Annotated in this window: 15 protein-coding genes; 6 read left to right on the top strand and 9 right to left on the bottom strand. The window is 48.3% G+C overall.

Annotated features, from left to right (window positions below):
- Positions 1-25 precede the first annotated feature (25 nt).
- From BSZ32_RS11330 to BSZ32_RS11320, 3 genes are all read left to right on the top strand, one after another.
- Positions 26-322, top strand: coding sequence for a hypothetical protein (locus BSZ32_RS11330; protein ID WP_240610621.1), 297 nt, complete (start codon positions 26-28; stop codon positions 320-322).
- 144 nt (positions 323-466) lie between these two features.
- Positions 467-838, top strand: coding sequence for an NADH-quinone oxidoreductase subunit A (locus BSZ32_RS11325; RefSeq protein ID WP_105043514.1), 372 nt, complete (start codon positions 467-469; stop codon positions 836-838).
- A gap of 195 nt (positions 839-1,033) precedes the next feature.
- Positions 1,034-3,787 (top strand): phosphoenolpyruvate carboxylase, encoded by a 2,754-nt coding sequence (locus BSZ32_RS11320; protein ID WP_105043513.1) that lies wholly within the window; start codon positions 1,034-1,036, stop codon positions 3,785-3,787.
- Positions 3,788-4,322: 535 nt separating this feature from the next.
- Here BSZ32_RS11320 and BSZ32_RS11310 read toward each other — a convergent pair.
- The 5 genes from BSZ32_RS11310 to BSZ32_RS11290 all read right to left on the bottom strand — a co-directional run bounded on the left by BSZ32_RS11310 (position 4,323) and on the right by BSZ32_RS11290 (position 8,160).
- Positions 4,323-5,045, bottom strand: coding sequence for a metallophosphoesterase family protein (locus BSZ32_RS11310; protein ID WP_105043511.1), 723 nt, complete (start codon positions 5,043-5,045; stop codon positions 4,323-4,325).
- Positions 5,046-5,182: 137 nt separating this feature from the next.
- Entirely contained in the window at positions 5,183-6,082 is a 900-nt protein-coding gene (locus BSZ32_RS11305) for a hypothetical protein (RefSeq protein WP_105043510.1), read from the bottom strand.
- Complete coding sequence (locus BSZ32_RS11300; protein ID WP_105043509.1) at positions 6,082-6,990, bottom strand: ABC transporter permease subunit; 909 nt, start codon at positions 6,988-6,990, stop codon at positions 6,082-6,084. The genes BSZ32_RS11305 and BSZ32_RS11300 overlap by 1 nt, the downstream gene beginning before the upstream one ends.
- A 1-nt stretch (position 6,991) precedes the next feature.
- Positions 6,992-7,861 carry an ABC transporter ATP-binding protein gene (locus BSZ32_RS11295; RefSeq protein WP_105043508.1) on the bottom strand — a complete coding sequence of 290 codons (870 nt, stop codon included), beginning with the start codon at positions 7,859-7,861 and terminating at the stop codon, positions 6,992-6,994.
- A gap of 104 nt (positions 7,862-7,965) precedes the next feature.
- Positions 7,966-8,160, bottom strand: coding sequence for a hypothetical protein (locus BSZ32_RS11290; protein ID WP_105043507.1), 195 nt, complete (start codon positions 8,158-8,160; stop codon positions 7,966-7,968).
- Between the two features lie 262 nt (positions 8,161-8,422).
- On the opposite strand from BSZ32_RS11290, the gene BSZ32_RS11285 reads away from it, so the two are divergent.
- Positions 8,423-9,511, top strand: coding sequence for an alkene reductase (locus BSZ32_RS11285; protein ID WP_105043506.1), 1,089 nt, complete (start codon positions 8,423-8,425; stop codon positions 9,509-9,511).
- A gap of 346 nt (positions 9,512-9,857) precedes the next feature.
- Positions 9,858-10,832, top strand: coding sequence for an IS5 family transposase (locus BSZ32_RS11280; protein WP_105043505.1), 975 nt, complete (start codon positions 9,858-9,860; stop codon positions 10,830-10,832).
- Positions 10,833-11,021: 189 nt separating this feature from the next.
- Here the strand turns inward: BSZ32_RS11280 and BSZ32_RS11275 are convergent, their stop codons facing one another.
- The gene (locus BSZ32_RS11275; RefSeq protein WP_165788800.1) at positions 11,022-13,520 is read right to left on the bottom strand and encodes an ABC transporter permease; all 2,499 of its coding nucleotides are present in this window, start codon (positions 13,518-13,520) and stop codon (positions 11,022-11,024) included.
- A 58-nt stretch (positions 13,521-13,578) separates the two neighbouring features.
- The gene (locus BSZ32_RS11270) at positions 13,579-14,316 is read right to left on the bottom strand and encodes an ABC transporter ATP-binding protein (protein WP_105044837.1); all 738 of its coding nucleotides are present in this window, start codon (positions 14,314-14,316) and stop codon (positions 13,579-13,581) included.
- Between BSZ32_RS11270 and BSZ32_RS11265 the strand changes: the two genes are divergently transcribed.
- On the top strand, positions 14,304-14,960 hold the full coding sequence (locus tag BSZ32_RS11265; protein WP_105043503.1) for an arylesterase: 657 nt from the start codon (positions 14,304-14,306) through the stop codon (positions 14,958-14,960). The genes BSZ32_RS11270 and BSZ32_RS11265 overlap by 13 nt on opposite strands.
- Before the next feature lie 29 nt (positions 14,961-14,989).
- Here BSZ32_RS11265 and BSZ32_RS11260 read toward each other — a convergent pair whose 3' ends face one another.
- On the bottom strand, positions 14,990-15,385 hold the full coding sequence (locus tag BSZ32_RS11260) for a hypothetical protein (RefSeq protein ID WP_105043502.1): 396 nt from the start codon (positions 15,383-15,385) through the stop codon (positions 14,990-14,992).
- Positions 15,386-16,503: 1,118 nt separating this feature from the next.
- Entirely contained in the window at positions 16,504-17,724 is a 1,221-nt protein-coding gene (locus BSZ32_RS11255; RefSeq protein WP_165788799.1) for a C39 family peptidase, read from the bottom strand.
- Positions 17,725-17,901 lie beyond the last annotated feature (177 nt).

Genomic DNA, 17,901 nt, shown 5'->3' with positions numbered 1-17,901 from the left:
CAAAAGTGCTATACCCCGCCTTGTTATGGCAATTACTAAAAGAACTCGCTTCTCCCGTCGCGTCCCTGATCATGTGACTGATGAGATTGTTTATGTCCTTGGAGCGGATGAACGCTTCTTTGGCTTCAACGACCTATTCGAGAGTGTTTTTGCACGTCTCAAGGCTCGCAATGCTGTTAGCGGTGGGGAAGAAATGCTTCGTCTACGCGCTTATGAGAAGCTCCAAAACCTCGTCACTCGTGGCATGGTTGAAAAACTAGGCAAGGAATATAAGGGCCTTGCACGACTTCCTGAAGCACACAGCACATTCGAAGCTGAATAAATTTGATCTTTCTGCTGGAATAGCAGGAATTCACACTTTAAGTATAACTCATGCTGATTCGTCAGCATGGGTTTTTTAGTGCCACTCAAGCAGCGAACTTAAGAACCTAACACACAATTTCCAACTACTTCACTTCACTCAATCATGCTCGAAAGTTACTTTCCAATTGTTCTTCAGGCGATCACCGCCATTGGATTCGCAGCCATCGCCTTAGGACTCAGCGTACTGCTAGGTAAGAAAGGTCGCCGCGATGGTGACAAAGACACCGTCTACGAATGTGGCATGCTCCCTATCAGCACTAGCTCACCACGCTTCTCAGTGAAGTTCTACATGGTTGCTATGCTGTTTGTATTGTTCGATATCGAAGTTGTATTCATGTACCCATGGGCGGTGCAGTTCAAAGAACTCATCCTGACTAACACAGCATCGCTCTACAGTATTCTAGGTTTTGTCAGCGTCCTCGCCGCCGCCTACATCTACGCCCTCAAAAAAGGTGCCCTCACTTGGAACGAGTAGTACTCAGAACCTCTTCCCGCCACCGGCCTGCGACAGGCTCCTCAGCCTATTTCTCCATCTAAAAGTGGCGTAAATAATTATCAGCGATCCCGATCCTGATCAGTTAGCTTATTTATTGATCAATCCTTCATTTATAAATGACTATCTGAACTGAATCTTGCTTGCTCGATTCATCGACATAGCCATACTCCCGGCGTGACTGATAAGAACCAGATACGCGATAATTTACGTAGCGAAGGCTTCGAACTCATCGACAGCACGCTGTCGTTGTTAGTTGATAGTCTAGCAGATGCGCTCACTAGCTTGGGCGAAGACGACCTTTTACCCTTCCTTCCATGGCGCGGTGAGACACCAAAGTCAGATCCACCAGAAGGCATCCAACAGCTTTACTCCATTGGCTTCCAGCTTCTCAACATGGTTGAAGAGCGCGTGTCGTCAGCAATCCGTCGCGAGCGCGAAAAAGAACTCGGCGCAGACTCCATCCGTGGACTTTGGGCTCGCTCACTAGGTGAGATGAAGAAGCTCGAAATGAGCGAAGACCAGATCGTCGAGGTACTCAAGAACGTGCATGTAGAGCCAGTTCTCACTGCGCACCCAACTGAAGCTAAGCGCGCTACCGTCCGTGAGCGTCATCGTGAGATTTACCAGAACCTCGTCACTAGCGAGTACCCAAAATTCACTAATCGCGAAAAGAGCCGCCTCAAAACAAAAATCACAGCGGCACTCGAAGCCCTCTGGCGCACTGGCGAAATTCACGTCACACGCCCAGATCTCAATATGGAGCTACGCAATGCGATCTACTACTTGCGCGAGATGTTCCCATCCGTGCTGAGCCGACTCGATGGCCACTTTAGTGAAGCTTGGCGTGATGCTGGTTTCTCCATGGAAAAGCTCCAAAAAGCTGACGCCACTCCACGTCTCACATTTGGCACCTGGATCGGCGGCGACCGCGATGGTCACCCACTCGTGACACCAGAAGTGACTGAGCGCACACTCGGGGATCTCCGCGACCACGCCTTTGTTCTCCTACGCAAGGAGTTGAAGGAACTCGCTTTCCACCTTACTATTTCTAGCCAATTCCAGGAAATTCCTGCGGAATTGAAGAAACGCATCGACCTACTCCGACTCGATCTTAAAGATCCAATTTGGGCAGGAAAAGTCATCGAACAAAATCGCGATGAGCCATGGCGTCAGCTCGTGTACTTGATGCGTGGCAAGTTATTTGAAACAGCTAACGCCACCGGTGGCTACCACGGCCCAGAACAACTGAGTGAAGACCTTGCTTTGCTAGAGTCGACTCTCAAAACCACAGGTTGCGATCACCTCATCGAGCAATACGTCACTCCACTTCGCCACAAGGTGAAGACTTTTGGCTTCCACCTTGCCACCATCGATATCCGTCAGAACTCTGAATACCACGATACGGCGCTGAGCCAACTTCTCTCTCGAGCTAACATCGAAGACGGCGAAAACTTTGCTGACTGGCCAGAAGACAAGCGTTGCGCATTCCTAACCAAGGAACTCGAGACGACACGTCCATTCATCCACAACCGCTGCAGCGCAGGCCCAGAGGCGGATTCCGTACTCAACAGCTACCGAGTCATTGCAAAGCAACTCCACGATTACGGCAACCACGGTATCGGAGCCTTCATCGTCTCCATGACTCGCTCGGTTTCCGACCTGCTGGTCGTTTACGTACTCATGCGCGAAGCGGGTCTCCTCATCAACACCGAGGACGGACTTGCTTCACCTATCGAAGTTGTCCCGCTTTACGAGACAAAAGAAGACCTTGATGCATCTGAAAGATTACTCACAGGCTTCCTCGATCACCCAGTCACGATCCGCAGCTTCAAGCTTCGCTTCCAAGGTGCACAAATATTCCAGCAAGTAATGCTCGGCTACTCAGACTCTAACAAAGACTGTGGCATCCTCACTGCTGCCTGGGCTCTCCACCGCGCTGAAAAAGCAATGGTAGACATCGCCGCTGAGCGCGACATCAAACTGGGGTACTTCCATGGCCGTGGCGGCACGATCTCACGCGGAGCAGGTCCTACGCAATGGTTCATGGCGGCACTTCCGCACGGTTCCATGTCTGGCCATTTCCGCATGACTGAGCAGGGTGAGACCATCGCTCAGAAATACGCGAACCTCTCTAACGCAACTTACAATGCTGAGCTACTAGTAGCATCCGCCGCCTCCACAGCGGCACAGCACCAATATGGAAAGAACACTGACGATCCGTGTGTCCAGTACGTGCCCCGTCTCGCTGAAGGTTCTGAAGACGCCTACAAGGACCTCCTCCGCACCGAAGGATTCATTCCCTTCTACCGTGAAGCCACCATCATTGATGCTTTGGAAAATTCACGTATCGGCTCGCGCCCAGCGCGCCGCACCGGAAAGAAAGACTTCTCGCTCGATGATCTACGCGCCATCCCGTGGGTTTTCTCATGGACCCAAGCCCGCTTCTACCTCCCTGGTTGGTTCGGTACTGGATCTGCCCTCAAGAGATTGAAAGACGAAAGTCCCCAGGATTTTGCTGATCTCAAAGAGAACCTCTCCCAGTCAGTCTTCCTCACCTACGTTCTCACCAACGTAGAAACCAACCTCGCCTCAGCAAACCGCGAGTTAATGGAAAGCTACGCTAATCTCGTCACTGACGAAGCGCTGCGTGAGAAATTCATGGGGATCATCCTCAACGAATTCGAGCTTACCCGCGAACTCCTCGCTGAGGTATTCAAAGGCTCGTTTGAGACCCGCCGTCCACGCATGAGCAAAACACTTGATATCCGTGAAGAACCACTCCAACTCCTCCACAAGCAACAAGTCAAACTCATCGCTGAGTGGCGCGCACTGAAGAAATTCAGCAAAGAAGAAGAAGCCGAAAAGCTCTTCCCTAGAATCCTGCTCTCTATCAATGCTATCTCTAGCGGCCTCCGCACCACAGGATAGGCCCAGCTAGATTTAACTCTTCCAAGAGCCCACAGCACCTTCGCAGCGGGCTCTTTTTGTGTCGAAAATTAGGCTCAATTCATGGCCAATGAAGCTGCAGTAACTTCTAACTGCGAGAGACACTAAAGCTTCGAAAGGCCGGTAGAATGAAATGGTTTCTAACCATAAATAGCAGGAATCACTACACGACAATAAATCAAGTAAGCTTACTTGCCGTCAATTTCTAGGAAAGAGCCTATGAATTCATACATAATTGCAGAATTTCTAAAAATGGACAGAATGAAGAAATTCAGAAGCATAGGTCCATTTTGTGAATCCTTAAAAAAAATCTGATAATTCTGCATAAAATGGGATTTATCTCTAGCTGGGTAGAAGCTCAAAAATTGTCGTCCAGTGTGAGCGGAAATTACAAAATGGTGCATCACAGCACTGGATCGTAAAATCTGACACTGCCAACGGAACAGCGTTTTAAAACCCAACAAAGCCGAGACTCGGATAGACTCGGCTTTATTTAAAAAAACTTGGATTCTCACTCTTAGCGCCCCTGTGAGAGACGGTCAGCGAGGACCTTAGGTAAACCTGCTGCTAGAATCTTCTTTTGAGTCGTCTCGATATCGTACTCTAGGCGGCGGAAGGTCACGGTCTTGTTGTCTGTATCGTAGATGCAGTAGGATGCTTTCCACTCTCCATCACGTGGCTGACCGACAGAGCCAGCATTGATGAAGTACTTCATGCCTGGCTCGATAGCTACGATGTCTGGAGTACCTTCCTGAACACGTGACCCGCGAACAAATACACGAGGAACGTGAGTGTGGCCGTGGAAACAGACCTGAGTGAACTGGTAAGAGAAGTTCGACATCGCATCGAACTTATTGGTGACGTAGTTCCACACATTTGGTTGATCCAAAGTGGAGTGCACGATCGTAAAATCTTCGATCTGACGGACCATGCGCATGCGGGCGAGCCACTCACGTTGTTCAGCATTCAGCTGGTCACGAGTCCATTGTAGAGCCTCTCCAGCAGTTGGGTTCATCATCTCGAGCGAATGCTCACCACCTGCGTCTTCATCGTGGTTCCCTTTAACTACTGGGCATCCCATCTCGCGAATTTTCTCGAGGCACTTCACGGGGTCCGCATTGTATCCAACAACGTCACCAAGACACACATAGCTATTACAGCCCTGCTCGTCGGCATCTGCCAAGACGGCCTCTAGTGCTTCCCAGTTTGCGTGGACGTCTCCAAATAAAGCGATTTTCATTATGAATAGGTGGTTTTCCTAGATTTGTCATCTAGGTAAACAAAGCAATGCACTTAAGTCGTACAAAGGAAAAGAAAAAAATGCTTCTAGCTACTCTAACTCATCAGAAAAATAGAAATTTGACCTCTCCTTAACCACTAGTGATCGACCGAACTCACTCTATCCAACAAATCTTGGACTCCGTAACGCGGTTTGTGGCTATCATTATCGTTCAAATAGTTGCCTAGATGCTTAATGGCATCGGTCCTTGAACTATAAAGTTGAGGAAGACTCAGTGGGTCATCCACCTTTACCCATGGATGCATCTGTAGAGCACAAAGCCCATTAAGCAATGACGGGAAATGGTTCTGAGCGGATTCCTCATAGAGCTCGCGCCCTAAAATGTAAGCCTCATTCACCCTCTGAGGGATTCTCAATAGAGTATAGAATAAGTCAGCTCGAATCCTCTGACGCTGCCTCAGACTCAGTTCACATTCTGAGAGAGTCGTTCTCAGGATCTGAGCAACCTTGGGGTAGTCCTCAATTTTATGTCGACTCGACCACAAGCGCGCGCGCTCCAACCTCAATTGAATGTCATTGGGGTTCGCCGCTATCCCCCTCGTATAGAGATTGTCGCCTTTATGGATATACTCTTCAAATAGCTGCTTCGCTTGGAGTGGCGCTAGTCCATCATTTTCCAAACTTGAGGTCGAAGCATTGTAAGCTAAGTGCCATGCCCCAAGATCCCAATAGTAACCATTGTAGGGGTCGAGCAAGACCGTGGTCTCGATCGCTTGCTCGAGGTTCTCCCAGTCATTATTCCCATGGTGTTTGGTGGTAGAGAGAGCTGTAAAAGCAGCCAGCATCGGCCTCAGACTACCGAAAGAAGCCACAAAACCTTTTTGGCTAAGGCTCGCACGAGATTCTCGATCAAACGATGGTGAGAGCAAGTGTGCTTCGGTCAAGTCCAGGCTGAGCCTTTGCTCAAACGGCATGCGCAGCCAGCCAACACAAGCGAGTACAGCTAGCACGACTAGGAATTTAAGTGCCGACTTCATTACAATTCCTTTCGTCTAAAGACAAACCAAGAGAGAACCGTATAGATCGCCGCATAGAGGACTCCAGCGAGACTCACTCGGCCTAATAAGGACCAGCTGACTCGCTCACCATTGATCACACCATCTTCGATTCCCAATAATTTAAAGTCAGGGAATAACAAAGAGATCCACCGGGTCATTTCTAACATTGGCGAACTCATCCCCAAACTTTGTTGCTGGAGGAAGTAATCTCTGGCCTCGGCCTGAATAAGCCCAATGAGAACCACCACCACAGTGATAATAATCGTGAAAATAGTAGAGGTGGAAAAGGTGGAAACTAGCAAAGCGATTGAAGCCACCACTATCGCCTTTAGAAGCACGGCAATAACCCCAGCCTGCAGACTCCAGGTCACGCCTTGTTCACGAATTGCAGCCGCATGAGACTCTATCACTTCAGCCGAGCGCCCCATCCTAGTTAGTAGATCAGCCTGCTCCGCCACCATCGCCTCAACACGGATATTAAGAATCAAACAGAACAGCCCATCCATCACTAACAAGCCAACGGTCACCAAAGCCACCACCCCCAACAACTTACCAATCAAGTAGTCGAGCCGAGGTACCGGCTTGCATAAAATCGTGTAGAGCGTCCGGTCTTCAATATCCTTGGGCAACAACAACGCCGTAGCTGAAAGCGCTAAAATCACCGAGAACATATTCATGGCGAAGAACCCAGCCCCCTTCATCACCCGTAGGTTTTGCTCCACAGCTTTCACCGCACCGAGCGTGCTCATGTCCACAAATTGGCTCGCAAGAACGATCACCGCAAACACCACGAGAAAGTAAAACACCTTCATCCGTACTAACTGAGTAAAGGTGTGGCCAGCGATCACCGAAATCCGCGTAGCTGAGATAAATCCTATTTTTGACATCTTATCGGGCCTCCTCTCCACATTGATTTGCTATCTCAATAAATAAATTTTCCAAGCTTCTACGTGGTGCTCCGGAGGCTAGAAGTTCGCCTCCGCCTTGTTCGATCACCTCTCGCACTTTTGCTAATGTGGCTTCATCCATATCCTCGACCAAAATCTCCGTATGGCTATCCACAGAAGTCAGCTCCGAAAGGCTTCCCTGCTGCACCATTTTACCATTAAAGATAATACCCACTGTATCGCAAACCTCTTGCACCTGCTCTAGCAGATGTGAGCACAAGAACACAGTCACACCTTGCTCCTTCAACTGAAATATCAGATTGCGAATCTGTCTCGACCCGACGGGATCAACCCCCGCAGTCGGTTCATCCAGCACCAGCAATTGAGGTTCCTGGATCATCGCCTGCGCTAAGCCCACCCGCTGAAGCATCCCTTTGGAATACCCACCGAGTCGCCGCTTGCGAGCGTCCTGCAGCGACACCAGCTCGATCAAAGCATCGATCCGCATTGCCAACTGCTTGCCGCGCATCCCACACAGCCTGCCGTAAAACTTCAAAGTCTCCTCAGCCGTCTGGTGTTTATAAAAATAAGGGTTCTCTGGCAGAAAGCCAACGTGCTGTCGCGCATCCACCTTCATTGAATCACAACCGAAAACCTTACACAGCCCACTGGTTGGAGCCACTAGGCCTAATAGAGCTTTCATGGTCGTCGATTTCCCCGAGCCATTGGGCCCGATCAGCCCATAGACTTCACCTTGCTCAATGCGCAACGAAACCTCGTCGACGGCTCGATACATCTTACGCCGGAATGACGAAGGATATTCCTTCACCAAATCAACAATCTCAACTGCAGCTACTTCCTTACCGGCCATAAAATCTAAAGCATACGTCCAGCAGTGTCGATGACAACCCAAATGCTCCCACTCTTACTCTATGGTTGCCAAACTCTACCCGGCTCCGCGGATCACCTTAAAATCTACGGGTTCCCTTTTCCTTGGTCTACAGGATTGGCATTTCTGGCATTGAACACCTTGCGTTCTTTCTTTGTCATGAGGTCACATCCGCAACTACCGCAGCAGGAATAACGTTTCAGAGCGATGTAGCACCGCCAGAGAATGAAAAGGATGGCTAGGCTTAGTAATACGCTGACGATGATGGTTTGTTTGTCCATTTTTGATCTAGATGAAAATTAGGTTACCCAGAATAGCCTAATCCCATTTTTCAATAATTCAAGGCTTGAGGACTAGTGAAATTTGCCCCCAATAAGGTGGCGGAGGATAAGTCCAAGACTCAGCCTCAGCAATTCATCGTTTGACACATCTTTGAGCCAGCATAAGCGGTACAATTGAAAATGCATCCACCATCGATTTCATTGGTATCTGAATCCGCCCGTCGGCCAATCAATAGTCACTCATAAAAAACAAAAGCAAGCCATGTCCAACTCACCCAATCTGCTCTCAGAATACTCATTCCTAGGAACCACACTATCGAACAGGGTAGCAATGGCTCCACTCACTCGTGGACGCTCTGGATCAGACCGGATTCCAAATAGTCTCATGAGCGAATATTACGTGCAACGCGAATCCGCAGGAGTCGTCATTGCTGAAGCCACCGTGGTAAACAAGCAAGGAATTGGTTGGGTTGACTCCCCCGCAATCTACAACGATGCGCAAACTCAAGGCTGGAAAAAGATTTGCTCAGCACTCCACCAGCACAACACCCCGGTCGTCCTTCAGCTTTGGCACTGTGGCCGCGCATCTCACTCCAGCTTTCACGCTGGTGAGCCGCCAGTATCAGCCTCAGCAATCAAAATAAATGGCGATGAAATCCACACACCAGAGGGGAAAAAAGACTACGAAACGCCACGAGCTCTCAGTCCAGCTGAAGTCACGCAAACTATCCAAGATTATAAGCAAGCAGCCATTCGCGCCAAAGAAGCTGGTTTCGATGGTATAGAAATCCACTCAGCAAATGGATACCTACTCAATCAATTTCTAGAATCCAAGACCAACCAACGTAACGACAACTACGGCGGGTCACTAGAAAACAGGCTGAGGCTTTTAAAAGAGATCACCGAGGCAATCCTCGAGGTTTGGCCTGCGAACAAAGTAGGTGTGCGTCTCTCACCGAATGGCGTCTTTAATGATATGGGCAGCCCCGACTACATCGAAACCTACACTGCCGCCGCGAAATTGCTCAATCAGCTCAATATCGGCTTCCTCCACGTTATGGACGGACTTGCCTTCGGCTTCCACGAACTAGGTGAGCCTATGACTCTCGCTGACTTCCGCAAGGTCTTCAAAAATACCATCATCGGCAACTGTGGCTACACTGAGGAAACCGCAGAACAAGCGATAGCTAACGGTGATGCTGACATCATTACATTTGGTCGCCCCTTCATATCCAATCCTGACCTGCCCACACGATTCAGTAAAAAACTACCCCTAGCAGACGACGCTGACACGTCATTTTGGTCATCTGCAGGACCAGAGGGATACACCAGTTTCCCACCACATCCATAATCATAAGCCATAGATGGAGTAATCGACTCACCAAAGAAGCTAACTACCGAAGACTGACTCAACAGCCTTGTAGCTGAAATACTTACCACACATAACCCAATGGAAATCATTCCATTGGGTTAGTTAGAGTGGTGTGGTAGTTGCACAAGTCGGAAGTAAAATGGATACCGTGCTGTGTAATTAACAACGCGCATAATGCTGCGAAGCCTCTTAAGATGACCCCCGGCAGCCGTTTTGTAAAATATGACATTCTCTAACAGCCGTCATCAGTGCACAATCGGCTATGAAGCTTCGTAACCATAGCTAGGGAGGTAACCTGTTCTCATCCATTGGTCATCAACAAAAGATGGCTAAGCTTCAGCGGGGGGTGCTGAAACTCAAAAAGGCCATAGACTGGAATTCTTTTAGACCTGTTCTTGAAGAGGTCACAGGCTACAAAACTAAAGATTGGAGCAAAGGGGGCAACCTGCCTTTTGACCCACTGCTGATGGTTAAAATTCTAATCCTGCAAAGCTTTCACGGACTAAGTGATGAAGCCACTGAATTTCATATCGGTGACAGAATCAGCTTCATAAACTTTCTCGATATTGAGATGGGCGACGACATTCCTGATGCCAACACGATTTGGGATTTCAAGGAACTCATCGAGCGTGACCAACGCGATGGAAGCAATAAACTATTTACCTGTTTTCGTGAGCTTCTCGATGCCCAAGGCTTAGTAGCCAAAGAAGGCAGCATCATCGACGCCAGCTTTGTTGAAACTCCGAAGCAAAGGAATACAAGAGATCAAAATAAGCAGATCAAAGAAGGGAATCGTCCCGAAGGCTTTGAAAAAGACACACCCAAGGGCGCTCAAAAAGACTGCGATGCTCGCTGGACAAAAAAGAATAATAAAACTCACTTTGGCTACAAGAATCACGCCAAGGTTTATGCTAAAAGTAAACTTATCGACTCTTATGCGACAACGACCGCAAGCGTTCACGACAGCCAAGTTTTTGAGGTTCTTTTAGATGAAAAGGATAAAGCCGTCCTAAGTGATAGCGCCTATAAATCTCAGACCAACGAAGACATCCTACTCAAGCGCAATCTCGAAGATTTCACGATGCTCAAAGCGAATAGAAACTCGCCATTGAGTGATGAAGATCAGATTTACAACAAGAAGGTCAGCCGTATTCGAGTGCGGGTAGAGCACGTGTTTGGCAGGATGAAACACATGAAGTCAGACCTCTTTCGGCGAATAGGAATCAAAAGAGCGAGTCAGCACAACGCCCTATGCAATTTGACTTACAATATGGATAGGTATGCCTCCTTGCAGGGATAATCCCGTGAAACCCCGATCAATTGGGCTCCGACGCCCAGAATAAACAAAAACCCCACACACCATAGACTGCCTCTCCGCCTAAAATCGCCAAACCTTGACCGATAAAGACAACTAGAAATGCAAAAAACTAGTAGCTCCACTCAAATGACGGCTGAGCGGAGGTTGCCTTAACTGAGTGCAGTAGCCTGCTTAACCACCCCGTAAAACCTCTAGCGGTGGATTATTCGTTACCCCACGGCTCACCAGCAGCCCACCTAGCACAGAGATTCCTGTCACAATTCCTACGGCGCCTAAAACGAGCCCAGCATCTGGCCACGGATCAGCCTTGAATACGAAAATTGCCAAGGCTGCATTCGCCACAACTGCGAGCAACACGCCAGTCAGCGCTGAGAGCACACCGAGCGTGGTGTACTCGATCAGTAAAATCATTCTGACCTGCCTCCCCGAAGCCCCTAGGGTCCGCAGCAGCATGCTTTCCTTCAGTCGCACATCGCGACCATTCAGCAGCGTTCCAATCAAAATTGGCAACCCTGCCAGCACGGTAAATCCAGCTAGCACCGAGACCACCGCAGAAATCTTCCCTAGAATATCTCGGATAGATTCTAGAATCTGGGTCAGGTCAATCGCCGTCACATTAGCATAACTGTCAGCTAAATGCCGTTGCAAATCGCCGGAAGCTGAAGGAGAAGGCGTGCGTGTAGTCACCACATGAAACCCCGGTGCATCTTCAAGAACTCCCGGAGGAAAGATCATGAAAAAGTTTAGGTTAAACTGACTCCAATCTACCTGCCGCAGGCTTGTCACCTGAGTCCGAATAGAAACCCCCTGAATATCTAACGTCATTTCATCGCCGATCCCCACGCCCATATCCATCGCAATTTTTTCCTCTAGAGATATTGGCACAAGTTCGTCAGCATTTGCTCGATCTGTAGCGAGCTTTCCAGCCACCAGAGTTTCGGTAGGGTTCAAATAGTCACGATAGCTCGAACGAAACTCCCTGCGAGCCACCCATTTTGGTACGCCTATAGCCTCGGCCACTGGCACCCCACGTATCGACTCGATCCGCATCGTCACCATTGGTGAACTTTCCAATACCGGCAGCCCATCATTTTTTAGCACCTCGCGGACACCCAGCTCTTGATCTGGCTGAACATCGATCAAATACAAGTTCGGACTATTCCCAGCATGATCAAGCGTGAGTCGATCATTCAAGATATTTCCAACTGAAAGCACCGTCACCAAAAGAAATGTCCCGAGTCCCAGAGAAAGTAAAAAAAGCAATGTTTGATTCCCCGGCCGATAGAGATTCGAGATTCCCTGGCGCAGTAGATATGGCCAGTGCTTTCCTACCAATTTGCGCGCCAACCACATCAGTAACTTCGCCACTACGAGCAAGGATAAAAAGGCTATCAGCATGCCCCCGACAAGCGCCAGCACACTCTTCCATCTGGGGTCATTGCTGTAAGCCACCGCAAGAAGCAGCGCCACCAAAAATCCATAGACCGGCAATCTCCGCAGCACACTGCCTTTGAGGCGAGCCCCATTTCTAAGCGTCACCGCCGGTGAAATTTCACGAATCCTTAGTAAGGGTAGAAGGGCAAACCCACAGCAAACAGCAAAACCCATCGCAGCCGTTTGCCCCGCAATCTTCCACTCAGTAACAGCAGCTACTGAGACAGGAAGTTGATCCTGAAAGGCTACGATCAAGCCCAGCTGCATCCCAATTCCTAACCCAGCGCCTAGCAAAGCTCCGAACAATCCAAGCGCAAGCGCCTGCGCTAAATAAATGCCAAATGCAAGATGGCCGGGACATCCCAGACAACGTAAAATAGCAATCGTTGTAATACGTCTAGTAATGTGTGCATGCACAGCTCCAGCAACACCTATTGCCCCCAATGCTAGCGAAGCCAGAGCTATCAGACCCAGAAATTGTTGGAAGTTATCCAGCGCATCCCCCAAGTTTTCGCTCCGATCCTCTGGCGTTTCTATCCGCCAAAATGATTCAGGAAAGCCCTCCTGGATCGCCTCTTTCAACTCATCTGCTGAACCAGCTCCAGCCATCTGCAAATGCACGGTAAAGTTCGCCATACTTTTGGCCCCCAGCAACCCAGCACTTTCTAAATCCGCCAAGCGAACATAAGCCTCGGGCGCAAATCCGCTAAACCGACTGCCACGTGGTGCAGGCTTATCGACCACCCCAATAATTCTCAAACGGATTTCCCCAATCTGAATTTCATCACCCACTTTAACTCCAAATTGATCTAGCACCGCGGGCTCTAGCAACACTCCGCTTTCAGCACCTCCGGCTAGGAGTTTATCCCAGGCATCCACCGGCCGAGTCTCCACCTTTCCATAAAACGGGTATCCTTCCTCGACCCCACGCATCTGCATCAAACGGCTCCCGCCGCCATCCAGCTTTGGCTGGAAACGCATCATCGTCGGGAAACTGGTTTCTCTGCTAAACTCCTCAGCGCTCTCAGTCAGCCCAGCCAACTCACCCTCGACAAAAGCCTTCTTCGAGGAGATTTTAAGATCTGAACCTAGAAGCGACTTAGCCTCAGCGGAAATCCCTCTTTCAACACTCTCCTTGAGTGAGTGAATTGCAGTGAGAGCTGCAACCCCTGCAACTATCGCCAGCGAAAAAACCAACAACCGCAATCGCTGCGACCGGCTATCTCTCCAAGCCATCCGCCAGACCCACGGATGAAACAATGCCGTCCACAGACTACGAGGTAACCGCTTGGTATTAGACCTTTCCATTCACCTCCTCTTTAATGATTTCTCCGCCATTCATTGTCACCACTCGTCGGGCTTTCGCCGCCAAGGATAGATCATGAGTCACCAGCACCAACGCCGTCCCAGCCTCTCGGTTTAGACGGAAAAGCATCTCCACTATCGGCTCGCTGGTCGCGGAATCCAAATTGCCAGTCGGTTCATCTGCAAATAAAATTTTTGGGCTATGAATGAATGCACGGGCCAATGCCACCCTCTGCTGTTCCCCGCCAGAAAGCTGCAATGGATAATGATCTAGCCGGTCACCCAGCCCAACTTCAGTCAGTAACTCCTCGGCCTCCTTTTGTTTGCCAGTTTCGCCACGTAGCTCGAGCGGCACCAACACATTCTCAATCGCCGTCAGCGTTGGGATCAACTGGAAACTCTGAAAAACAAAACCCACTAGCCGATTTCTCAAAGCAGCCCGCTCGTCCTGACTCATTGCCTCAATCGCCATCCCGTCAAGTTCCACTGAGCCAGCACTGGCATCATCCAGCCCCGCACAAAGCCCCAGTAAGGTCGTCTTACCACTCCCCGATGGCCCCACAATTGCCATCGTATCGCCAGCATCCAAACTCAGGCTCACATCCTTCAAAACCGTCAGCTCGTGATCTGCTGTTTTATGCACCTTCCGCAGCCCCGAAACTTTAAGAATGGGTCGTTTGACAACCTCAGGCGCGGAATCTAGACTAATTTTAGATGGAGAATACATTTTTGAGAACTTTGTGGATCAGCCTACTACTGGCTGCAGGCAGTTTACTACTAGCCGAAGAACCCTCGAATGCAAACGAGTTAAACAAACGCATCGTCGTCCTCGGCGATAGCATTACCGCTGGCTACGGTCTCGACCCGAAACTCGCCTACCCGGCATTTCTTCAAAAAAAAATCGATGAGGTCAAACTCCCCTACACGGTATCCAACGCCGGAGTCAGCGGAGACACCACCGCCGGAGGACTCAGGCGGGTCGCTTGGGCCATGGGAAAGGGAGCCGATATACTCATCATCGCTCTGGGCGGTAACGATGGTCTCCGAGGAATCCCACCCGCAGAAACGAAAAAGAACCTGCTCGGCATCGCCTGCAAAGCCCGCAGTAAAAACCCCGAAGTCCTGATCCTCATTGCCGGCATGGAAATGCCCGACAACATGGGCCAAGAATTCGTAGAAGCCTTCAAAACTACCTTCCCCGATGCCGCAAAAGAATCCAAATCAGCTCTCATCCCCTTTCTTCTAAAAGGAGTCGGCGGAGTAGAAAAACTCAATCAAGACGATCGCATTCACCCCACTGCAGAAGGCCAAGCTCTAGTCGCAGAAAATGTCTGGGAAATTCTAAAACCAGCCATTGAAAGTTGTGAATAAAGGCACACGAGCATGACCATCCAGCAAAACTACGTCATTGCTCCAAGTGCGAAGATCACAGTCATGGCTGACCACAAGAAGATGAAAACAATATGAACTAGCGTCTCTAGATGCTTACCCTGCCATAATTTTGGTGAATACCCAAACAGCTGGGTGATGAGTCGTGCCAACCAGAAGAACGATAGCCCCCAAAGTATTTTTCTCCCCAACGCGCTATACAGCAGCAATTCCGCAGAACTCACAAAGAGCAGGCCCATCAAAAACACCATGAGTGCTATGAAAAATGTGTGCACAGTCATGAGCTGACGGTTAACTAGGCTGAGCAATGGCAACTCGCGCTTCCAATCGAATACTTTTGGAAACACCGCATGAATCAGAGCCAAAGCCACTAAACCGCAACCGATCAATGGTATTAAAAATAGCATCCTTTTGTTAGAATAAAGGTTGTTACAAATGGTGTCGTTTTCACCTCAGTTTTAACCACCAATTTGCTTTCTCTAAATTATTCAGCCATTCTTTTTTGAGTAAAAATGCAATGCACCTAGCGCATAGGCAGCAAAATTCGACACATCTCGGAGATGCTCCGTAATATAAATTTCACCCTCTTCAGTTAGTACACGGTGAAGTTCTCTCAACATCGTTATTCGCTACCCTCTATCCCGGATTTCATGGAGAGAAAACATGGCGATGATTCTATCTATAGAAACATCAGCAGCAGGTAGCGAGTGGTACGAAATTTTCTCAGTTTCCTCGGGCTGCGGATAAATTGCACGAGCTCGGGCTATCGACGCCTCAGTGTGTTTAAGAGGATCATAGAAATCCATCGCTCTCAGTCTAGCATGCGGAAAATGATTCCTAAGTATAGGAGTGCTTTCATCAAAGCCTGCATTGATATTTAGCCATGTAGACTCTCGGTCTGAAGGGGTATCTCTGACCCATGGTAGTTTATAAATATTTGATAAATCATAAATCCAATGTGAAACAGCTAACGAGACGACCAACGAGTATAGTAGAGCCACCAGACATAGGCCTAATAAAATAGAGAGCCTGCCTGAAAAGGTCCATATCGCGGTGGAAATTAGTAACCCTGCTACTAATGCTGTGATGAAAAAGTAGGGGTTAAATCTTACAATATTTAAGACGCCCTGATAACGAGTTCTTTTCGTAAACAAGATTCTGATACGCCTTTTTTCCACTCAAACTATAGTTTTGATTAGTGTTCTTTTCATGTTCAATACTCCTTCGTCCTTGATGATTATTGAAAGTTACCCCTATACACGAATCCTGTACAGATTACTTTCAGCACATAAAAGTCACCACGAGGGACAGCTCTTTCAACTAATTACTCAGGTAGACCAATCAGGCTATATAAATGCTGAGCGTGCTGCTTAAGGAAGGTTCCTACTGCTTTCTCTCCATACACCTAGTAGTTACGTCCCTGCACAGTCCCATACAATACTTTGCTGAAACGACGGCTGGGGGAGAATTTCCAGATGCACATTAATCAATACTCAAGTAATTTGAGGAGCAAGGAAATCAGCTTTTAGTTAGTCGTCGGCTTCATCAGAAAAACCCCTTGAGTCACCTTGTAAATATCTTTCGATCCTATCGTTTTAAATTCATGTCCAGCACCCCACGAATCCGTAAAAATGATTCTTTCGGTCTCATCATTGTATCCGATAATCATTCTCATATGACCACCGCTGGTTTGAGGATTTAAGTTAGGCTCTTCCTCAGCCACACCGAGCATTAACGACCAAAGTAAAGGAATGCCATCGTCTATATTCGTGCGAATGAGTTTATGAAACTTTTTTTCGTCCACTGGTTTACCTACATATTTCTCATCTTTGAGCTGAAATAAACCGTTATTATGACGGACAGCGAGACAGGTGAACCTTGTTTTAAAAAGGTAATCAATTGCGCCTAGTTGTTGGTTAATAAGTAAGGTGCTCGTTCCCTGCCTTGGATCTGATTGAGCAAGCACCGCTAGCTGATGCATGTCACAAGCAATACCATAGTACTCGAACAGGCGCTGTGCTGATGCTACCACACAGTAACCTTTAGCGCCTTGATCCACCATTGGAATTCCTTCAATATATACATTACCACCTTCTTTCACTACATTCCTAGTAAGACTAGACTTCCTCACTGTTGCTTGTGAACGCTCTTTCATAGCGGCGGCATAAATTCCTTTAGATGCTTTTGTAGCGAGTCGTACCCGAACGAATTCAATCCTACCTGGAGCCCCTAAATTATACTCTAGTATCGCCTTACCTCGTGGGGACTCCCACACGTAACCGCTTGTCATAATACCCTTTTTGATATTACCAACTCTCTTCTTGGGCTTCGTATCTAACTGTTCACTAAGGTGCTTACCTATAAGATCACAGCGCCTCTGGAACTCTGTTTGGACAATCGATCCACCATCTCCCCAGTTAAAAACAGAAATTGTAATTCCTAGAAACTTACCTTTCTCAAAATCAAGCACGGCCTCATCTATAGGAACCTCACCAGCTAACATCGTGAGATCGATTTTAAAACTTTGAGATCTATTCCTCTTAAATATAGCTCGGTCTTTTTTCAAAGTGAGCCATTCAAAGTACGGATTTTTTCTATAGTTACCTTTATCAAATAAACTTTCTAAATCGTCAGATGCAACCTGGTATGCTGCGGGAAGATAAACTAATTTATCAATGCTGCATTTGAGTTTTACTGTATTCTTAGCCTCAGAAGCCCCAAGCATCAATAGAGTAGCGAAACACATGCAGCAAAATAATCTCATGCGTTAGACTTTATCTCTCTGCGCTTACTCACTACAACTTAAATCTAAAAATGAACTGGCCTCTTTCATCCAAAATTCAACCGGATCATTTGAGCTACTCCAAGTGTCGTCGGAATTGATCGTAGGCAGGGGTGTCAACCCTCTCTACTTCATCGCGCC

Source organism: Rubritalea profundi, assembly GCF_002954445.1.
Classification (GTDB): Bacteria; Verrucomicrobiota; Verrucomicrobiia; order Verrucomicrobiales; family Akkermansiaceae; genus Rubritalea; species Rubritalea profundi.
This window is presented reverse-complemented; position numbering and strand designations above follow the sequence as displayed.